Below are 15,114 nucleotides of genomic sequence, written 5' to 3'. Positions count from 1 at the left end.
ACCTCAGTTGAGCTCCTCGAGTTTCTCGACGATATCCTCGATATCGCCCTCGGCGTCACCGGTGTCGGTGATCGCTGCCGCGGCGCTGCCGACCTCCAGACCGGCGGAGTGGCCGAGATCGTCCTGCGTGGCGACGAAGAGATACGGCACCGATTTCTCGTCTGCCAGCTCCGGCAGATGCATCACGATCTCCTCGGGCTGGACGTCTTCTGCGACATAAACGAGTTCCGCGTTCCCTCGCTCGACAGCTTTTGTTGTTTCGTTCGTTCCTTTCTTTACCGTTCCTGTGTCCCGCGCTACCTCGAGTGCATCGAGTGCGTCGTCCTCGAGATCTGCAGGGACGTCAAAGTCAGCATATACTGGCATGGTTGTGTTCACCTCCTGGGCGTGGGCTCACACTCCCCCGCTCTCCGCGTGTCCTATACTGCCGACGGATGCCGGCATCGCGAGCTGGGAGCGTCATCAACCCCGCACAGGCTGTACACACAACTGGTCCAGCGTACCTTAAAGCGGTTTCGAAGCAGTGATTGTATGCGACGGCTCGGCACGGCCTGGTCTGCGCACGTTTAAGTAAGCCCTCGCCGTAGGAAACTGACATGAGTGATGGCGAACCCGCCGACGATACTGGTGAGGCCACAGGTGTCGTGTTAGATTTCCTGCCACACGGTCGCACATCGGACGACCGGCCCCAGTACGAGAAAGATCCACTCGGATACGTGCTCGATTACGACGATTTTGCCCTCTACGAATTTATTGCGGAGTCCGACGCCAACGTCTCGATCGGTGACCGCATCGACGTCGCCAGCGGCGATTTCGTGACGAGATACAGCGAAATCGAGTACGACGAGCTGCCGGGCGGTGCCCAGTCGGAACTGGCGTACGTGATCGAGGATATCGTCGATGAACAGCAACAGCGGTTCGTCGACTTCTACAACGACGCCCAGCCGATCACGCTCCGGCTCCACCAGCTGAATCTGCTCCCCGGGATCGGGAAGAAACTCCGGAACAACATCCTGGACGAGCGCAAACGCCAACCCTTCGAGAGCTTCGAAGATCTCGAATCCCGCATCGGCGGTCTCCACAACCCCAAGGAAACACTCGTCGACCGGATAATGGAAGAACTCCGCGAGGAGGATCTCAAATACCGCATCTTCGTGCGACAGGACGAACAGGAGTGAGTGGAGTGATCGCCGGACCAGGGTGAAATGAGTAGACAGAAATGAGACGGCCCGCGTAGTGCCCACAATGACAGAGCAGTTTCGTGATCCGGACCGGTTGCGCGCTCGTGCTGGTGTCGCGGGCGATCCGAACCGCGACCAGCATTTCCTCGTCGACGACCGCGTCCTGGATCGACTCCCCAGCTACGCGACCGACGTGGGGATGGACACGGCACACATTCTCGAAATCGGTGCGGGCAACGGCGCGCTGACAGACCGACTCCTCGCCGTCGGCGACCACGTCTCCGTCGTAGAGCGTGATCCCGATCTGGCCACGTTCCTCCGCGAGGAGTTTGCCGACGCCATCGATGCTGGGGATCTTACGGTGATCGAGGGTGATGCACTGGAGGTTCCACTCCCAGATTTCACCGCGTCGATTTCGAATCTTCCCTACGGAATCTCCAGCGAGATTGCATTCCGACTCTTTCCACACGGCCAACCGCTCGTACTCACCTTCCAGCGTGAGTTCGCCGAGCGGATGGCTGCCCATCCGGGTACCGACGAGTACGGCCGACTCTCGGTGACGGCTGGTCACTATGCCGACATCGAGATCGTCGAAGGCATTCCGCCGGAGGCGTTCGATCCCCAGCCGGCCGTCGACAGTGCCGTCATCAGGGCGATCCCGCGCAAACCCGAGTACAGCGTGCCCGACGACGAGTTTTTCATGCGCTTCCTCCGGGCGGTGTTCACACAGCGCCGGAAGACGATGCGAAATGCGATCCGAAACACGGTCCACATCTCCGGACTGGAGGATGGTGATGCCGTCGTCGCGGCCGCAGACGAAGAGCTGATCGACAAGCGTGCCGGCAATCTGACGCCAGCCGACTTCGCACAGCTCGCGACACTCGCCTGGGAAGTGGGCTCACCGGGAGAGCCGACTGCATGACCGACGGCGACACCGGGGATGGGGAGCCGAAAAGCCAGCCCGAACTCACAGCCCAGCGCGACGTCGAGACTGTCTACCAGCCAGCAGAGGACTCGCGCCTGCTCGCGGAGACTGTCGTCGAGGAACTCCAGTCGGGAGCTATCGAACTGGACTCTCACGCCAGAGGCCTCGACGTCGGGACCGGTTCCGGCTACGTTGCCGACCGACTCGAAACTGAAACTGGTCTTCGGATGGTCGGCGTCGATATCAATCCGGACGCCTGCCGACAGGCCGCCGATGTCGGTGTACCGGTCGTCCGCGGTGATATGTTCGAGCCGTTCAGACCGGATACGTTCGACGTCGTACTTTGTAACCCGCCCTATCTACCGACGCCGCCAGAGCAGGAGTGGGACGACTGGATGGAACGGGCACTCTCGGGCGGTGAGGACGGCCGCGCTGTCGTCGACCCCTTCCTCGATGGTGTCGGTCGCGTCCTTCGGGAGCGTGGGCGCGCGTACCTGTTGATCTCGACGTTGACTGGTCCGGGAGAAGTCCGGGAGTTTGCTATCGAGAGAGGGCTAGAGAGTACGATTGTCGCCGAAGAATCCCACCCCTTCGAAAAACTCCTCGTGGTCCGGTTTACCCCCGAGTCGCGGTAAGGCGCTCGGATACTGCCTGTGGAATAACTACAGGGCATATCGGAAAAGAAAATATTAAAGCCCGTCATGGCATAGATCGCTCCAATGACGGAAATCGTTTCGACGACGCCAGGACTGTATCCTCTGCCCGACTGGGCGAAAGAGGACCTGAAAACCCTGAAAGGAAACCAGAAGGAAGACCTGATCAGCGGTGACGAAGGGCCGGAGATCCAGTCGGCCTACGAGGAGGTTCGAACTGAATTTATCGACGCACAAAAGGCAGCCAGTCTCGATCGGATCGTCGAGGGCCAGGGCCGCTGGGACGACATGATCGCCCACCCACTGGTCGTCCACGACGACGTCGAAACGCGGGGGATCGTCCGCTACTACGACAACAACAACTTCTACCGGGAGCCAGTCGTCAACGACGAACTCTCCGCGACCGGCGACGTCGCAGCCGAACTCTCCGCTGGGGCCGAGCAGGTCGACGACGGTCTGCAGGCAGTGCTGCCTGGTCCGTACTCGCTCGCGGATCTCGCGACCGACGAGTACTACGACGACAGTGAGGAGTTCCTCGCTGCAATCGCCGACTTCCTGGCCGAAGAGGCAGACCAGCTCCCGGCTGTCGAGACGCTGTTCTTGCTCGAACCGTCGCTCGTCGAGAACGCACCCGAGGAGGGTGAAGACGAGCGAGCCAGCGAGGCACTCGATACCGTTGCGAACGCGATCGACGCAGACGTCGTCGCCTACCCGTACTGGGGTGCACTGGAGGAGAAGGTCTACGCACACGTGATGGATGCAGATATCGACGCGCTCGGTTTCGACCTCGTCTCCAACCACGACGAGAACGTCTACAACGCACAGGAGTACGGCACGCCGGACGATGTCGCACTCGGCGTCGTCGACGGACAGAACACACTCGTCGAGTCGCCGGAGACGATCACCGAGCGTGTCGAGTGGTTCAGCGAACAGACCCAGCAAAACGACTACGAGCGGATCTACGCGACGACAAACACGGAGACGTTTTACCTCCCAGTCAACCGTTTCGAGGAGAAACTGGAAGCGCTTGGTGCGGTCCAGAAAGCGGAGGTGAAAGCATGACGCGTGAACAATTCAGACCGGACGATCACGAGAACGAACACTTCCTTCTGACGACAGTCGTCGGCTCGTACCCGAAACCGAAGTGGCTCCACCGCGCGCGGGACCTCTTCGAGGACGAGGACAGCAAGTTCGATGCCGAGGACTTCGAGGAGGCAAAAGACGACGCGGCCCGACTGATCACGCAGGAACACGAACGCTGCGGACTCGACGTTGTCTGTGATGGCGAGATGCGACGCAACGAGATGGTCGAGTACTTCGCCCACCGCATCGACGGCTACGAGTTCAACGGCCCCGTCAAGGTCTGGGGTCACAACTACTTCGACAAACCGAGCGTCGTCGACGAGGTCGAGTACGAGGAGGAATGGCTCGTCTCGGAGTACGAGTTTACCTCCGATGTTGCCACCCAGCCAGTCAAAGTCCCGATCACCGGCCCGTACACGCTCGCGAAGTGGTCCTTTAACGAGGTCTACGACGACGAAGCAGAACTCGCCTACGAACTCGCGGAACTGGTCAACGAGGAGATCGAAGCCCTCGTCGATGCAGGCGCACGCTACATCCAGATCGACGAGCCAGCGCTCGCGACGACGCCGGACGACCACGCCATCGTCGGCGAGTGTCTCGACCGGATCGTCGCGGATATCCCCGAAGAGGTGCGACTCGGGCTCCACGTCTGTTACGGCGATTACTCCCGGATCTACCCGGAAATTCTGGAGTACCCTGTCCACGAGTTCGACATCGAACTCTGTAACGGTGGCTACGAACAGCTCGACGTCTTCAAAGAGCCAACGTTCAGCAAGGATCTCGCGATGGGTGTCGTGGATATCCACGCCCGCGAGATCGAAACCGTCGAAGAGATCAAGGAGAACATCAAGAAAGCACTGGAGATCGTGCCGCCGGAGCGACTGACAGTCAGTCCGGACTGCGGCGTGAAACTCCTCCCCCGCGAGGTCGCCTACGGGAAGATGGAGAACATGGTCAAAGCAGCCCGCGAGATCGAGGCAGAACTCGACGCTGGCGAGATCGATATCGAACCACCTGCCCCGAGTGCTGACGACTGACCGATCGAGAGTTTTTCGCCCGGCAGCGCCGACCCGTGACGTTTTAATCGAAGACGCACACAAGAGGTTGTATGACAGGTATCGTCGGCGAGTTCTTCGATCTCAAAGCCGACACTGACGCGGACATTCTCGCGATGCAGGTCGGAGACTTCTACGAGTTCTTCGACGACGACGCCCAGCTCGTCGCCGAGGAGCTCGATCTGAAGGTCTCGGAGAAATCCTCACACGGCTCCTCCTATCCGATGGCCGGTGTTCCGGTCGCCGATCTGACGCCGTATCTCACCGCGCTCGTCGAACGTGGCTACCGCGTCGCCGTCGCGGATCAACATGAATCCGGTGATGGGCACGCACGGGAGATCACGCGCGTGGTCACACCCGGAACCCTGCTCGAACGGACAGACGGCGAGGCACAGTATCTCGCTGCCATCGTCTCGACGGACGACGGGTACGGACTCGCATTCGCCGACGTAACGACAGGCAGGTTCCACGTCGCGAGCGTCGACGGTGCCGATTCCGCGGATCGACTGCTGACCGAACTGTATCGCTTCCGGCCGGTCGAGGTACTCCCCGGTCCCGACCTCCGCACTGACGAGGACCTTCTCGACCGGCTCCGGGATCGACTCGACGCGACCTTCACACTGCACACCACCGAGGCGTTCGCACCTGGTCGAGCACGACACACTGTTCGCGAGCAGTTTGGCGAGGAGACGGCCGACAGTGTGGGTCTCGACGACGAGGGGGCGATCCAGGCTGCCGGAGCGATCCTCTCCTACGTCGAAGAGACCGGGGCTGGCGTGCTGGCGTCGATGACACGACTCCAGGCACACGGCTCCGAGGATCACGTCGAACTGGATGCGACGACACAGCGTAACCTCGAACTGACCGAGACGATGCAGGGCGACCGATCCGGGACTGTGCTCGCGACGATCGACCATACGGAGACGAGTGCCGGCCGTCGATTGCTCGGTGAGTGGTTGCAGCGACCGCGCCGGTCCGTCGAGGAACTCTCACGTCGCCACAGCGCTGTCGAGGCACTCGCCGCCGCTGCAATTGCACGCGAACGCCTGCAGGAACACCTCGACGGCTGTGCGGATCTCGAACGACTCGCGTCGCGGGCGGCATCGGGCACTGCCGACGCAAGGGATCTCCGGGCCGGCGCGGAAACGCTCGCGGTGCTTCCGGATGTCGAGGAACTCGTCACTGGAACCGAGCAGCTTGCAGATTCGTCACTGCCAGGCATTCTCGGCCGACCGGACAGTGATCGCGTCGCCGACCTGCAACAGGAACTCGACGCGGCGCTCGTCGACGAGCCACCGGGAACGATCAGCGAGGGTGGCCTCATCGCCACGGGATACGACGACGAACTGGACGAGATCATCGAGGCTCACGACGAGGCCCTCTCCTGGATCGCGTCACTCGACGACCGGGAAAAACAGAAACACGGGATTACTCACCTGACCGTCGACCGTAACCGGACCGACGGCTACTACATCCAGGTCGGCAACAGCGAAACTGGCGAGGTCCCAGACCACTACGACCAGATAAAATCACTCAAAAACAGTACGCGGTACACGATCGACGAACTCGAAGAACGCGAGCGAGAGATTCTCCGCCTGGAGGAACAACGCCACGAGCTAGAGCGGGAACTGTTCGAGCAGTTGCGCGACCGCGTCGCAGCGAACGCCGAACTTCTCCAGTCGGCCGGTCGCGTACTCGCGGAGACGGACGCCCTCGCGAGTCTGGCGTCACACGCCGTCCGGAACGACTGGACACGGCCGACGCTCCGCGAGGATCGCACCATCGATATCGAGGCCGGTCGGCACCCGGTCGTCGAGCAGACCACCGAGTTCGTCCCGAACGATCTCCATCTCGACCCCGAGCGGCAGTTTCTGATCGTCACGGGGCCGAATATGAGCGGGAAATCGACGTACATGCGCCAGGCCGCGCTGATCACGTTGCTGGCTCAGATCGGGAGCTTCGTCCCCGCGCGGTCGGCGGAGATCGGCGTCGTCGACGGCATCTATACACGGGTGGGCGCACTCGACGAACTCGCACAGGGCCGGTCGACGTTCATGGTCGAGATGCAGGAACTCTCCAACATTCTCCACTCGGCGACGGAGGATTCGCTCGTTATTCTCGACGAAGTAGGTCGGGGGACCGCGACCTACGACGGTATCTCGATCGCCTGGGCTGCAACGGAGTATCTGCATAACACTGTCCGGGCGAAAACGCTGTTTGCAACCCATTACCACGAACTGACCGCGCTCGGGGACCACCTCAACAGGGTGGCCAACGTCCACGTGGCTGCCGACGAGTCCGACGGCGAGGTGACCTTCCTCCGGACGGTCAGAGATGGGCCGACGGATCGGAGTTACGGGATACACGTTGCCGACCTGGCGGGCGTCCCCGAGCCAGTTGTCGACCGCTCCCGAGACGTCCTCGACAGACTCCGCGAGGAGAAAGCGATCGAGGCACGCGGGGACAGCAGTGAACCAGTCCAGGCTGTGTTCGATCTCGGCAGCGGGGAGTTCACGGCCGAGGCTGGGACATCGCCCGATCGGGCCGCCACGACGGATGGCGGCGCAGGGGCACAGACGGAGTCTCCGGAGGAGGTGCCGGCGATTGGCGAGGAAACGCAAGCGGTGCTTGACTCGATTGCCGACCTGAATATCAACGAGACGCCGCCGATCGAGTTGCTCTCGAAAGTCCAGAACTGGCAGGAGCAACTCGACGACTCCTGAACGAAACCGTCGGAACCAGAACAATCATACTCCGTGTCTTCCTACGATGAACTACTGTGACAGACGATGGCGGCCGTCCCTGTCCGAGCTGTGGCGAGCCGATGTACCACCGGCACTGCAAGTACGTCTGCCCACAGCACGGTGTGGTCTACGACTGTTCTGACACGTTCTACTGATTTCTTGAGAAGGGGCGCTACAGTTCGGTCGACTCACTCGCGACCCGACGGTACAGTGGGCCGGCGAGAATCAGCGCCGACAGGCCAGCGAGCGCAACGAGTAACTCGGGAGTCACCGAAAATGCCGAGAGACGAAGCGTTCGCATCGAGGCGCCCCCAATGACAGCGACGAACGCCCACGGAACCTCGCCGAGCACTGTCCCAGTGAGAAACGGGGCGATCGGAACGCCGGACAGCCCCGACGTGTACGAGATCGGATCGCCAGGAATCGGGGAGAATCGTGCTGCGATGACGCCCCGGGTGTGCCCGACCGTGTCGAAGAACTGGTCGCCTGTCGAGCCGACGTAGCCGAACAGTCCGAAATCGCTCTGGACGTATCGTCCGAGTAGATACGGCGGCATCGCGGTCAGGGCGGCACCGGCGAGTGCGAGTCCCAGTCCTGCTGCCGGGCCATACAGGTAGCCGAGCAACACGGCGATAGACGTGACCGGCCACAACAAAAACGGGCGCAGCAGGTAGAGTCCGACGAGTGCGGGAGCGAAAAGCAGCGGGCGAGCAGCGAGTGCCTCCAGCGATTCGAGCAGCGCACGCGGTGAGAACAGCAGCGCCGCAACCCCTGCGATGGTGAGCAGGCCGCCGATACCGATGACCTGTCGTCGGGTTGCGGCCCTCATTATCCTGTAGACCGTCTCGGGGCATCAAACGCTTTGTGGTCCGAGTCCGTTTGGTCTGGTGTGACGACCGACGCTGACCCCACCGTCGAACAGCGGATCGAACTCGGGGTCGAACTGCTCGCGCATCTCGAAGACGACTCGCTGTCACTCGCGGAGACACTCGACCGGATCGAGACGGTAACAACAGATCCGGCGATCACCCGGGAGATACTCGATACAGCCGATATGCGCGGGATTATCGATCGCGAGGATGGCGTCGTCCACACCCGCTCTGGGGAGTTTGTCAGCCTCGAAGCTGACGTTGTCAAGCGAGAGGGTGACTTTACTTGCCGGCGCTGCAACGCCTCGCTCTCGACTGGTCACTTCATCGTCTTCGATTCGGCAGAACACGGTCCCTTCGGCTCGTCGTGTATTCGAAAAGTCACCGGACGGGATGATTAGGGGCGCAATCAACAATCGACAACCAGTATCAGACCTGTTTGCGAAGTTCTTCGATGAGCGTTTCGATAGTTTCGCGCTGACTCTCTAGCTGTTCGTTCTGTCGCTCGACAGCCTCGGTCAACGTCGCGACCTGTTCCTGCATCGCTTCGAACTCCTCGGGATCGATCCCCGATTGCTGGTTCGTTCTGGTCGGGTCCTCGGCTTTCTCGTCGGCAGCGGTCTCTGTCTCACTACTGTTGGTTATCAACCGGGGGCTATCGTCACTGACTGTCTCTGTCGATTCCTCTGACTCTGTCCGAGAGGGCTCTTCCTCGTCTTCGTCGTTACTCACGAGCGGCGAAATGCTGTCGTCGAGCCCCAGCCCAATATCGTCGTCTGGTTCTGCCGTCTCGGATTCGTCACGGACCGCATCGTTGAGTTCTTCGAGCGAGGACACTTCGTGGTAGGCAAAGAGTGCTTTCGTCAGTGTCCGCCGGAACGTCTGGGCCTGATCACTCGGGGCCTTGATCCGTTCTGGTCGTCCGTCGACAGAGATGACCGCAGAGGTCGCAACGCTGCCTTCCTCGAACTCCAGGCCGGTGACCGACGAGAACGGATACTCCTCGAAATCGGGGTCCCAGACGTACGAGCCGATGTGTCTGACGAGTCGCTGGTCGGTGATGACTAGTGTGAGTTCACTGAACCGGAAGACGCCAGCGACCGTCTCCTCCTCGGCAATGACTTCTTTGGTACCCAGAATCCCGGTCAGCAGCCGCTGGAGGACCTGTTCACCGCGCTTTTTGCTCACGCTGAAACTCTCGACGGAGTCGACGTATTCGAGTGAAAACTTCGTCTTCCGGCGCCCCTCGGAGACGTTCAGTCGCTCGACATCGTGGGTGAAAATCTCGGTCGATTCGTCGCTCAGAAGCCCTTCCCCGTTGTACAGTATCGTCCGCGTCGGGGTGAAACAGATCAGATCCTCGTCGCCGAGATTGACGGCCGACTGTATCGTTTCACCCTCTAGTTGCTGTGCGATCCGATCCGGTATCTCCATGCTCGGCATGTTCCCGCCAGTGGTTATAAATCCGCGGGTCCAACTGTCCTGACTGATAGCTCTCCTGAAAACGACTACTCCAGCGTCTCCGGAATCACGTTCCGGTACTCGGCTATTTTTTCGGCAGTGAGCTCTACAGCGTCGGATTCCGCGGAGATTGTCAGTGTTCCTGAACTGTCCGCCGTGCCGATCTCTGTGACCGGTGCGATGCCATCGAGCGCTTCCGTCACGGCCTCTGGCTCAGTCGTCTCGACGACGATCCGACCGGGCTGTTCCTGCAGCAGCGACCGTGCGTCGCCGTCGAGTGTGATCGTTGCGCCGGCATCGTCGGTCACCATCTCCGCGAGCGTAACTGCCAATCCGCCGTGGCTCACGTCGTGGGTCGCGAGTGTTCCCGCCAGATCCGCGACGGTCGCGACAGCGTCGATCAGTGCGCCCGGCTCCGATGGCAGTTCTGGGAACTGATCGCTGCCGTCGAAGGCGGAGAGAAACTCCGAGCCGCCGAGCAGTGGGTCTGTCTCGCCGGCGAGTGCGAGATCGCCGATGACCAGCAGTTCACCCTCCCCTTCGAGTGAGAGCGTCGGTGCGTCGTAGCTGTCTTTCGTGCCAACGACAGCGAGCGTCGGTGTCGGTGGGATCGGCCCGCTCGGGGAGTCGTTGTACAGCGAGACGTTTCCACCGACGACCGGGATATCGAGCGTGGCACACATATCCGCGAGCCCACTGACGGCGTCCGAAAAGCCGCCGTAAACGTCTGGCTTCTCTGGGTTGCCGCCGTTGAGACAGTCGACAGCCGCGAGCGGTCTCGCTCCCTTTGCAGCGAGGTTCGTCGCGTTTTCGAGTGCGACTGCGCGTGAACCCTCGTAGGGTGCGACGTCTGTCCAGTTCGGATCGGCACCGGAACTGAACGCGAGTCCGACGCCGGCTTCTCGGACTGCGAGCAGCGCCGAGTCGTCGCCCGGCCGGACGGCAGTCCGGAGCTGAACTTCGTGGTCGTACTGGCGGTAGACCCAGCGTTTCGAGGCCGTGTTCGGACTGGAGAGGACGGTCTCGATCGCCTCGGAAAGTGCCACGTCTGGAATCTCCTGCTCGACTGCTGGCTGTGGTTCTGTCGCCAGATCGTTCATCGGTGCACCCTCACCGAGGAACTCCGCGTCGACGTCGACGACTGTCTCTCCCTCGAACGTACAGACGTAGTTTCCGTCAGTGACCTCGCCGATGACAGACGCACCGAGGTCGTACCGCTCTGCGATTGCTTCGACCTCCTCGACGTTCTCCGGGCGAACCTCGTAACACATCCGTTCCTGTGATTCCGAGAGGAGAATCTCCAGGGCGTTCATGTTCGGTTCGCGCTGGTGGACGTCTTCGAGGCGGATGTTCGCCCCGAGACCGCCCTTGGCGACCAGTTCACTGGATGCACCGCCGAGTCCGGCCGCGCCGAGATCCCGGGCCGATTCGACGAGGTCGCCGTCGATCAGTTGCTCGCTGGCCTCGATGAGGAGTTTCTCGGAGTAGGGGTCGCCGACCTGTACCGCTGGCCGATCTTCCACTTCGGCGTCCTCACCGAGATCCTCGCTCGCGAAGGACGCCCCGCCGAGTCCGTCGCGGCCGGTCGCGCTGCCAAAGAGGACGAGTTTGTTGCCCGGCTGCTGGGCCTCCGCGGTCACCAGCCGATCCGGATCGTCGATCAGGCCGATACAGGCGACGTTGACCAGCGGGTTCCCCTCGTAGCCGTCGTGAAACGCCACGGAGCCAGTCACCGTTGGGACGCCGATACAGTTGCCGTAGTGGCTGATTCCCTCGACGACACCCTCGAAGAGATACTGTGAGTGTTCCCGTTCGAAATCACCGAAATACAGCGAATCTGCGAGTGCAATCGGATAGGCTCCCATCGAGAGCGTATCGCGGACGATCCCGCCGACGCCAGTCGCTGCGCCGTCGAACGGGTCGACGTAGGATGGGTGGTTGTGACTCTCAATCCCCAGTGTGATGTAGCTCTCGCAATCAGGGAGCGCGACCACAGCGGCGTCGTCACCGGGTCCGATGACGACCTGGTCGCCTTCTGATTCGAAGGCGGAAAGCAGGGGTCGGGAGGAGCGGTACGCGCAGTGTTCGCTCCAGAGATTTTCGAAAAGCGCCACTTCAGCCGGAGAGGGCTCGCGGCCGAGTTCCTCGACGACGAGTTCGTGATCCGAATCGGCCAGACTCATTACCGACCCCTTGCCCGACGCCGGCTAAAGTGCTTTCTATGCGAGTCGAGGATTCTGGGAGATGTGTTTGTTATGAGGGAATGTTCTACAATTGTGAGTTCAAACAGCAAGAAAGCCCCGAGGCTGTCGACTCCCGCGACTCGCTGTCTCAGAAAATCGAAGATTTTCAGGATGACGAAAGCGTCTTTCGAACCACGCGCGCTCCCGTTGGTCGCGTGCTTGCGTCGTCGGGGTTCGCCGACAGCCGCGCCCCTTTCAGTCCCGCCCGGCCTGAAAAACTACATCGGGTAGGACTGAAAGGGGCCGGGCGCTTTCTTGCTGTATACAATCTCGGTGGTAAGCACTGACCGAACCACACTCACTTCTAGACAGCCAGCGTTTTTCGCCTTCAGCACATCCAGTACGTATGACCGACTTTGACGAGGAAAAATTCGAAGAGAAGTACGTCCACTACTTCGAGGAACTCGAAGAGGCCTACTCGGCGGCGTTCGAACATCTCCACGGACGCTGTGATTCGACGGTCCTCAGAGCGATCGACCACCAGGTGTTGAGCGAGAGCGAACCGATCTACGAGGGTGACGGCCAGTTCCGTGTCGAACTCCCCGACGATCCCTACTCGCGTGTCGATGTCCACGTCTCAGAAGCCGAGTTCGACGAGCTACTTCAGGCGTTCGTCGAACAGGTAGAGATCGAACTCCAGCGCGTCTTTGGCTTCGAAACAGAATAGAGCGTTAGAATTTCGAGTCGTCGAAATCGCCGATCCGATAGGGTGAGTCGTCCTCTTTCTCGCCGTCGAGTTCGTCGAGGTGGACGACATCTTCCTGATCGTGCTCGTCGAGTTCCTGGCGCAGTTTCGTCACGTAGCGTTTGTGCTCTTCGAGTTGCTCGCGCAGATGTTCGGCTTCGAGTTCGAGCCGTTCGTGCTCCCGGACGAAACTCTTGGGGACCTCCACCTTCGGCGGGAAACTCGACGTCGAACTCTCTGTACTCGAATCGCTGATCTCGTGTTCCGGCGCGACCTCGACCTGGCCGTCGTGGGCAACGAGCATGTCCACGTAATCCCGGAAAACGGCAGACAACGAGATATCCCGCTCCTCCGCGATATCGCGCAGGGTCTCGAATTTCTCCTGGCTCACGCGAAAGGAGATCGTCTTGTTTTTGTTGCCCATAGCTATGCGAAGCTATGCCACCCTCTCTATTAAAATGTTCGTCAGACAGTTATTTGATCTCTGAACTGAATGAGTTGAAAGAAATGGTGGTTCGCCTGTATCGGCAGCTACGGCGCTGGCTCGGCCGTTTCCTCTTCGAGGCTTTCGAGTGCCTCGACGGCGGCCCGTCGGTAGTTCTCGGTCGGCAGGTCGTACTCGTCTCTCGCCATCTGGACGTACTCGTCGTGTTCGGACTCTTCGAAGGTCTGGATCCGGTCGAGTGTCCGTTCGGCGGTCTCGACGACCCAGCGGTCGCGGACTGCCTCGCCGACCTCGGTGATCGATTCGGGTCTGATGGAGACGTTCACGTCCCCTTCGTCGGTCTCGTAAGTCCGTGGCTTCCCGACGACAGCTACGTAGGCTGGCGGTTCGAGCTCCCGCAGCATCGAGGCCGCCTCCGGCTGGTACTGGCCGGCGTAGGTGAAGTACGTATCACCGTTCGGGTCGACGATCCGGCCCTGCCAGTACTCTGAGTCTTCACCGACATCCTGCGTCTCGGTGAGTGTGCCGACGACGAAGATGCGGTTGGCGCTCTCGCCGGTCGGCAGGAGGACGTACACCGGAGCCCGGTCGTCGTCGCTCTCTTTGAACGTGTACGTTGCATCGTTGAACTCGCGTGCGAAGACGCGCTTGGCGACCTCGCGGGTTGGAACACTCGACATCTAGATCGACCTCGCTTTGATCAGGACTGCCTCTGGATCGGCCGGTTCACGCAGCTGTTCGACCTCGTTTGCCAGCACGTACCGCCCGAAGGTCGGGCCCGTCACGCTGTAGTACTGGCCGAGGATCTTGTCGGTCATCTCGTCGGCGACGACGGACGTATCCAGCGCGTCCATCGCCATCTCCTGGGCTTCCTCCAGGTCGATTCCGGTCAGCTCCTCGGTCGTCTCCTTGTCGAAGATGACCTCGTAGACGTCTGCACCGTCGTCGACGACGGCCTTGATCCGGAGATCGAACTCGCCCTCGACCTCGCCGTGTTCGGAACAGCGCCCGTTCTGGAGCACGCGCGTACAGTCTTCCTCTGGACACCGCTTGATCAGTCCGGAGTCAGACTGGATATCGACGAGTGCGCCCTCGATTTCGACGTCGTCCTCGCCGACTTCGATATCCTCGTCCAGCTCTTCGATCGTCGTCGTCCGGTTGAGTTTGACCGAAAACCGGCCCTGGTACTCGTCGGTGACGACGTTGCGGAGGTTGTAGACCGCCCCCTCTTCGAGACTCGGCAGATCGGATTTCGACCACTTTGTGAACTTGATCGTCCCGGTCTCGTCACCGAGCAGTCCGACCTGCGCGACTGCATCGCTGGTTGCGTCCCAGAGATCGACGACCTTTGCGGTGATGTCGACCCACTCTTCGGGACTGTCGATCTCTGCGATGTCGACGTGCTCGTTGCCGCCGCCACCGCCGAGATCGTCCCGGTCCATCCCCGCCTCGTCGAGGTAGGTGTTGATGACGCTCCGTCTGGCCTCGTTCGTGGGGACCTTGTACTCGTTGACCAGCGTCTCCAGTCGCTCTTCGATCTCCTCGACTGTAACCTCTAGCTGGTCGGAAAACTGTTCGTGTATCTCTGTCGCCTGTGTACGCAAATCGCTCTCAGTCATGTGCTTTCACTGTCTCCACGTGGTTTTCAATGGGAGACATACGATGGTTGGTTCCCCGTCATATAAAAAGTTCCCCACGCGGGGTGAAAGTGGAACTCGGTGAACCTCTCGATTGTCGGGGGATGTTCCAACAGCAACGTGGCTGTCTCCA

The 15,114-nt window shown here is 60.9% G+C and carries 16 protein-coding genes; 9 read left to right on the top strand and 7 right to left on the bottom strand.

The features are described 5' to 3' along the window. Positions 1-3 precede the first annotated feature (3 nt). Positions 4-366: a 50S ribosomal protein L7Ae gene (gene rpl7ae / locus EOW68_RS05195; RefSeq protein ID WP_128224099.1), complete on the bottom strand. Its 363-nt coding sequence runs from the start codon at positions 364-366 to the stop codon at positions 4-6. A 230-nt stretch (positions 367-596) separates the two neighbouring features. On the opposite strand from rpl7ae, the gene EOW68_RS05190 reads away from it, so the two are divergent. The 7 genes from EOW68_RS05190 (at position 597) to EOW68_RS18495 (ending at position 7,796) form a co-directional block, all read left to right on the top strand. Continuing rightward, entirely contained in the window at positions 597-1,178 is a 582-nt protein-coding gene (locus EOW68_RS05190) for a DUF655 domain-containing protein (protein WP_128224098.1), read from the top strand. A gap of 67 nt (positions 1,179-1,245) precedes the next feature. Continuing rightward, on the top strand, positions 1,246-2,103 hold the full coding sequence (locus EOW68_RS05185) for a 16S ribosomal RNA methyltransferase A (protein WP_128224097.1): 858 nt from the start codon (positions 1,246-1,248) through the stop codon (positions 2,101-2,103). After that, positions 2,100-2,741, top strand: a complete 642-nt coding sequence (locus tag EOW68_RS05180) for a HemK2/MTQ2 family protein methyltransferase (protein ID WP_128224096.1) — start codon at positions 2,100-2,102, stop codon at positions 2,739-2,741. The genes EOW68_RS05185 and EOW68_RS05180 overlap by 4 nt, the downstream gene beginning before the upstream one ends. 84 nt (positions 2,742-2,825) lie before the next feature. Continuing rightward, entirely contained in the window at positions 2,826-3,821 is a 996-nt protein-coding gene (locus tag EOW68_RS05175; RefSeq protein WP_128224095.1) for a 5-methyltetrahydropteroyltriglutamate--homocysteine methyltransferase, read from the top strand. Beyond that, positions 3,818-4,879, top strand: a complete 1,062-nt coding sequence (locus tag EOW68_RS05170; RefSeq protein ID WP_128224094.1) for a methionine synthase — start codon at positions 3,818-3,820, stop codon at positions 4,877-4,879. Before EOW68_RS05175 ends, EOW68_RS05170 begins: the two co-directional genes overlap by 4 nt. Positions 4,880-4,950: 71 nt before the next feature. Further along, positions 4,951-7,620 carry a DNA mismatch repair protein MutS gene (gene mutS / locus EOW68_RS05165; protein WP_128224093.1) on the top strand — a complete coding sequence of 890 codons (2,670 nt, stop codon included), beginning with the start codon at positions 4,951-4,953 and terminating at the stop codon, positions 7,618-7,620. Between the two features lie 56 nt (positions 7,621-7,676). Continuing rightward, positions 7,677-7,796, top strand: a complete 120-nt coding sequence (locus EOW68_RS18495; protein ID WP_431358756.1) for an HVO_2523 family zinc finger protein — start codon at positions 7,677-7,679, stop codon at positions 7,794-7,796. A gap of 17 nt (positions 7,797-7,813) precedes the next feature. On the opposite strand, the gene EOW68_RS05160 is transcribed toward EOW68_RS18495, so the two are convergent. Further along, a complete protein-coding gene (locus tag EOW68_RS05160) occupies positions 7,814-8,470 on the bottom strand; it encodes a TVP38/TMEM64 family protein (RefSeq protein ID WP_128224092.1) in 657 nt (218 codons plus the stop codon). A gap of 60 nt (positions 8,471-8,530) precedes the next feature. On the opposite strand from EOW68_RS05160, the gene EOW68_RS05155 reads away from it, so the two are divergent. Beyond that, entirely contained in the window at positions 8,531-8,911 is a 381-nt protein-coding gene (locus EOW68_RS05155; RefSeq protein ID WP_128224091.1) for a DUF5830 family protein, read from the top strand. Between the two features lie 28 nt (positions 8,912-8,939). Here EOW68_RS05155 and EOW68_RS05150 read toward each other — a convergent pair whose 3' ends face one another. Next, on the bottom strand, positions 8,940-9,944 hold the full coding sequence (locus EOW68_RS05150; RefSeq protein WP_128224090.1) for a DUF7115 domain-containing protein: 1,005 nt from the start codon (positions 9,942-9,944) through the stop codon (positions 8,940-8,942). A gap of 74 nt (positions 9,945-10,018) precedes the next feature. After that, on the bottom strand, positions 10,019-12,154 hold the full coding sequence (purL, locus tag EOW68_RS05145; RefSeq protein WP_128224089.1) for a phosphoribosylformylglycinamidine synthase subunit PurL: 2,136 nt from the start codon (positions 12,152-12,154) through the stop codon (positions 10,019-10,021). Between the two features lie 406 nt (positions 12,155-12,560). Here purL and EOW68_RS05140 point away from each other — a divergent pair, with 406 nt between their 5' ends. Beyond that, the gene (locus EOW68_RS05140) at positions 12,561-12,881 is read left to right on the top strand and encodes a DUF5783 family protein (protein WP_128224088.1); all 321 of its coding nucleotides are present in this window, start codon (positions 12,561-12,563) and stop codon (positions 12,879-12,881) included. 4 nt (positions 12,882-12,885) lie between these two features. Here EOW68_RS05140 and EOW68_RS05135 read toward each other — a convergent pair whose 3' ends face one another. The 3 genes from EOW68_RS05135 to EOW68_RS05125 all read right to left on the bottom strand — a co-directional run bounded on the left by EOW68_RS05135 (position 12,886) and on the right by EOW68_RS05125 (position 14,963). After that, entirely contained in the window at positions 12,886-13,323 is a 438-nt protein-coding gene (locus EOW68_RS05135) for a DUF8146 domain-containing protein (protein ID WP_128224087.1), read from the bottom strand. Between the two features lie 107 nt (positions 13,324-13,430). Then, positions 13,431-14,024: an RPA family protein gene (locus EOW68_RS05130; RefSeq protein WP_128224086.1), complete on the bottom strand. Its 594-nt coding sequence runs from the start codon at positions 14,022-14,024 to the stop codon at positions 13,431-13,433. Beyond that, positions 14,025-14,963: a replication factor A gene (locus EOW68_RS05125; RefSeq protein WP_128224085.1), complete on the bottom strand. Its 939-nt coding sequence runs from the start codon at positions 14,961-14,963 to the stop codon at positions 14,025-14,027. Positions 14,964-15,114: the final 151 nt, after the last annotated feature.

This window comes from Halovenus amylolytica (assembly GCA_004015825.1).
Taxonomy (GTDB): domain Archaea; phylum Halobacteriota; class Halobacteria; order Halobacteriales; family Haloarculaceae; genus Halovenus; species Halovenus amylolytica.
This window is presented reverse-complemented; position numbering and strand designations above follow the sequence as displayed.

Coding starts and splice junctions, on each gene's coding strand:
- rpl7ae (WP_128224099.1), bottom strand. CDS start 366: ATGCCAGTATATGCTGACTTTGACGTCCCTGCAGATCTCGAGGACGAC.
- EOW68_RS05170 (WP_128224094.1), top strand. CDS start 3,818: ATGACGCGTGAACAATTCAGACCGGACGATCACGAGAACGAACACTTC.
- mutS (WP_128224093.1), top strand. CDS start 4,951: ATGACAGGTATCGTCGGCGAGTTCTTCGATCTCAAAGCCGACACTGAC.
- EOW68_RS05125 (WP_128224085.1), bottom strand. CDS start 14,963: ATGACTGAGAGCGATTTGCGTACACAGGCGACAGAGATACACGAACAG.
- EOW68_RS05135 (WP_128224087.1), bottom strand. CDS start 13,323: ATGGGCAACAAAAACAAGACGATCTCCTTTCGCGTGAGCCAGGAGAAA.
- EOW68_RS05175 (WP_128224095.1), top strand. CDS start 2,826: ATGACGGAAATCGTTTCGACGACGCCAGGACTGTATCCTCTGCCCGAC.
- EOW68_RS05160 (WP_128224092.1), bottom strand. CDS start 8,470: ATGAGGGCCGCAACCCGACGACAGGTCATCGGTATCGGCGGCCTGCTC.
- EOW68_RS05140 (WP_128224088.1), top strand. CDS start 12,561: ATGACCGACTTTGACGAGGAAAAATTCGAAGAGAAGTACGTCCACTAC.
- purL (WP_128224089.1), bottom strand. CDS start 12,154: ATGAGTCTGGCCGATTCGGATCACGAACTCGTCGTCGAGGAACTCGGC.
- EOW68_RS05185 (WP_128224097.1), top strand. CDS start 1,246: ATGACAGAGCAGTTTCGTGATCCGGACCGGTTGCGCGCTCGTGCTGGT.
- EOW68_RS05130 (WP_128224086.1), bottom strand. CDS start 14,024: ATGTCGAGTGTTCCAACCCGCGAGGTCGCCAAGCGCGTCTTCGCACGC.
- EOW68_RS05190 (WP_128224098.1), top strand. CDS start 597: ATGAGTGATGGCGAACCCGCCGACGATACTGGTGAGGCCACAGGTGTC.
- EOW68_RS05180 (WP_128224096.1), top strand. CDS start 2,100: ATGACCGACGGCGACACCGGGGATGGGGAGCCGAAAAGCCAGCCCGAA.
- EOW68_RS05150 (WP_128224090.1), bottom strand. CDS start 9,944: ATGGAGATACCGGATCGGATCGCACAGCAACTAGAGGGTGAAACGATA.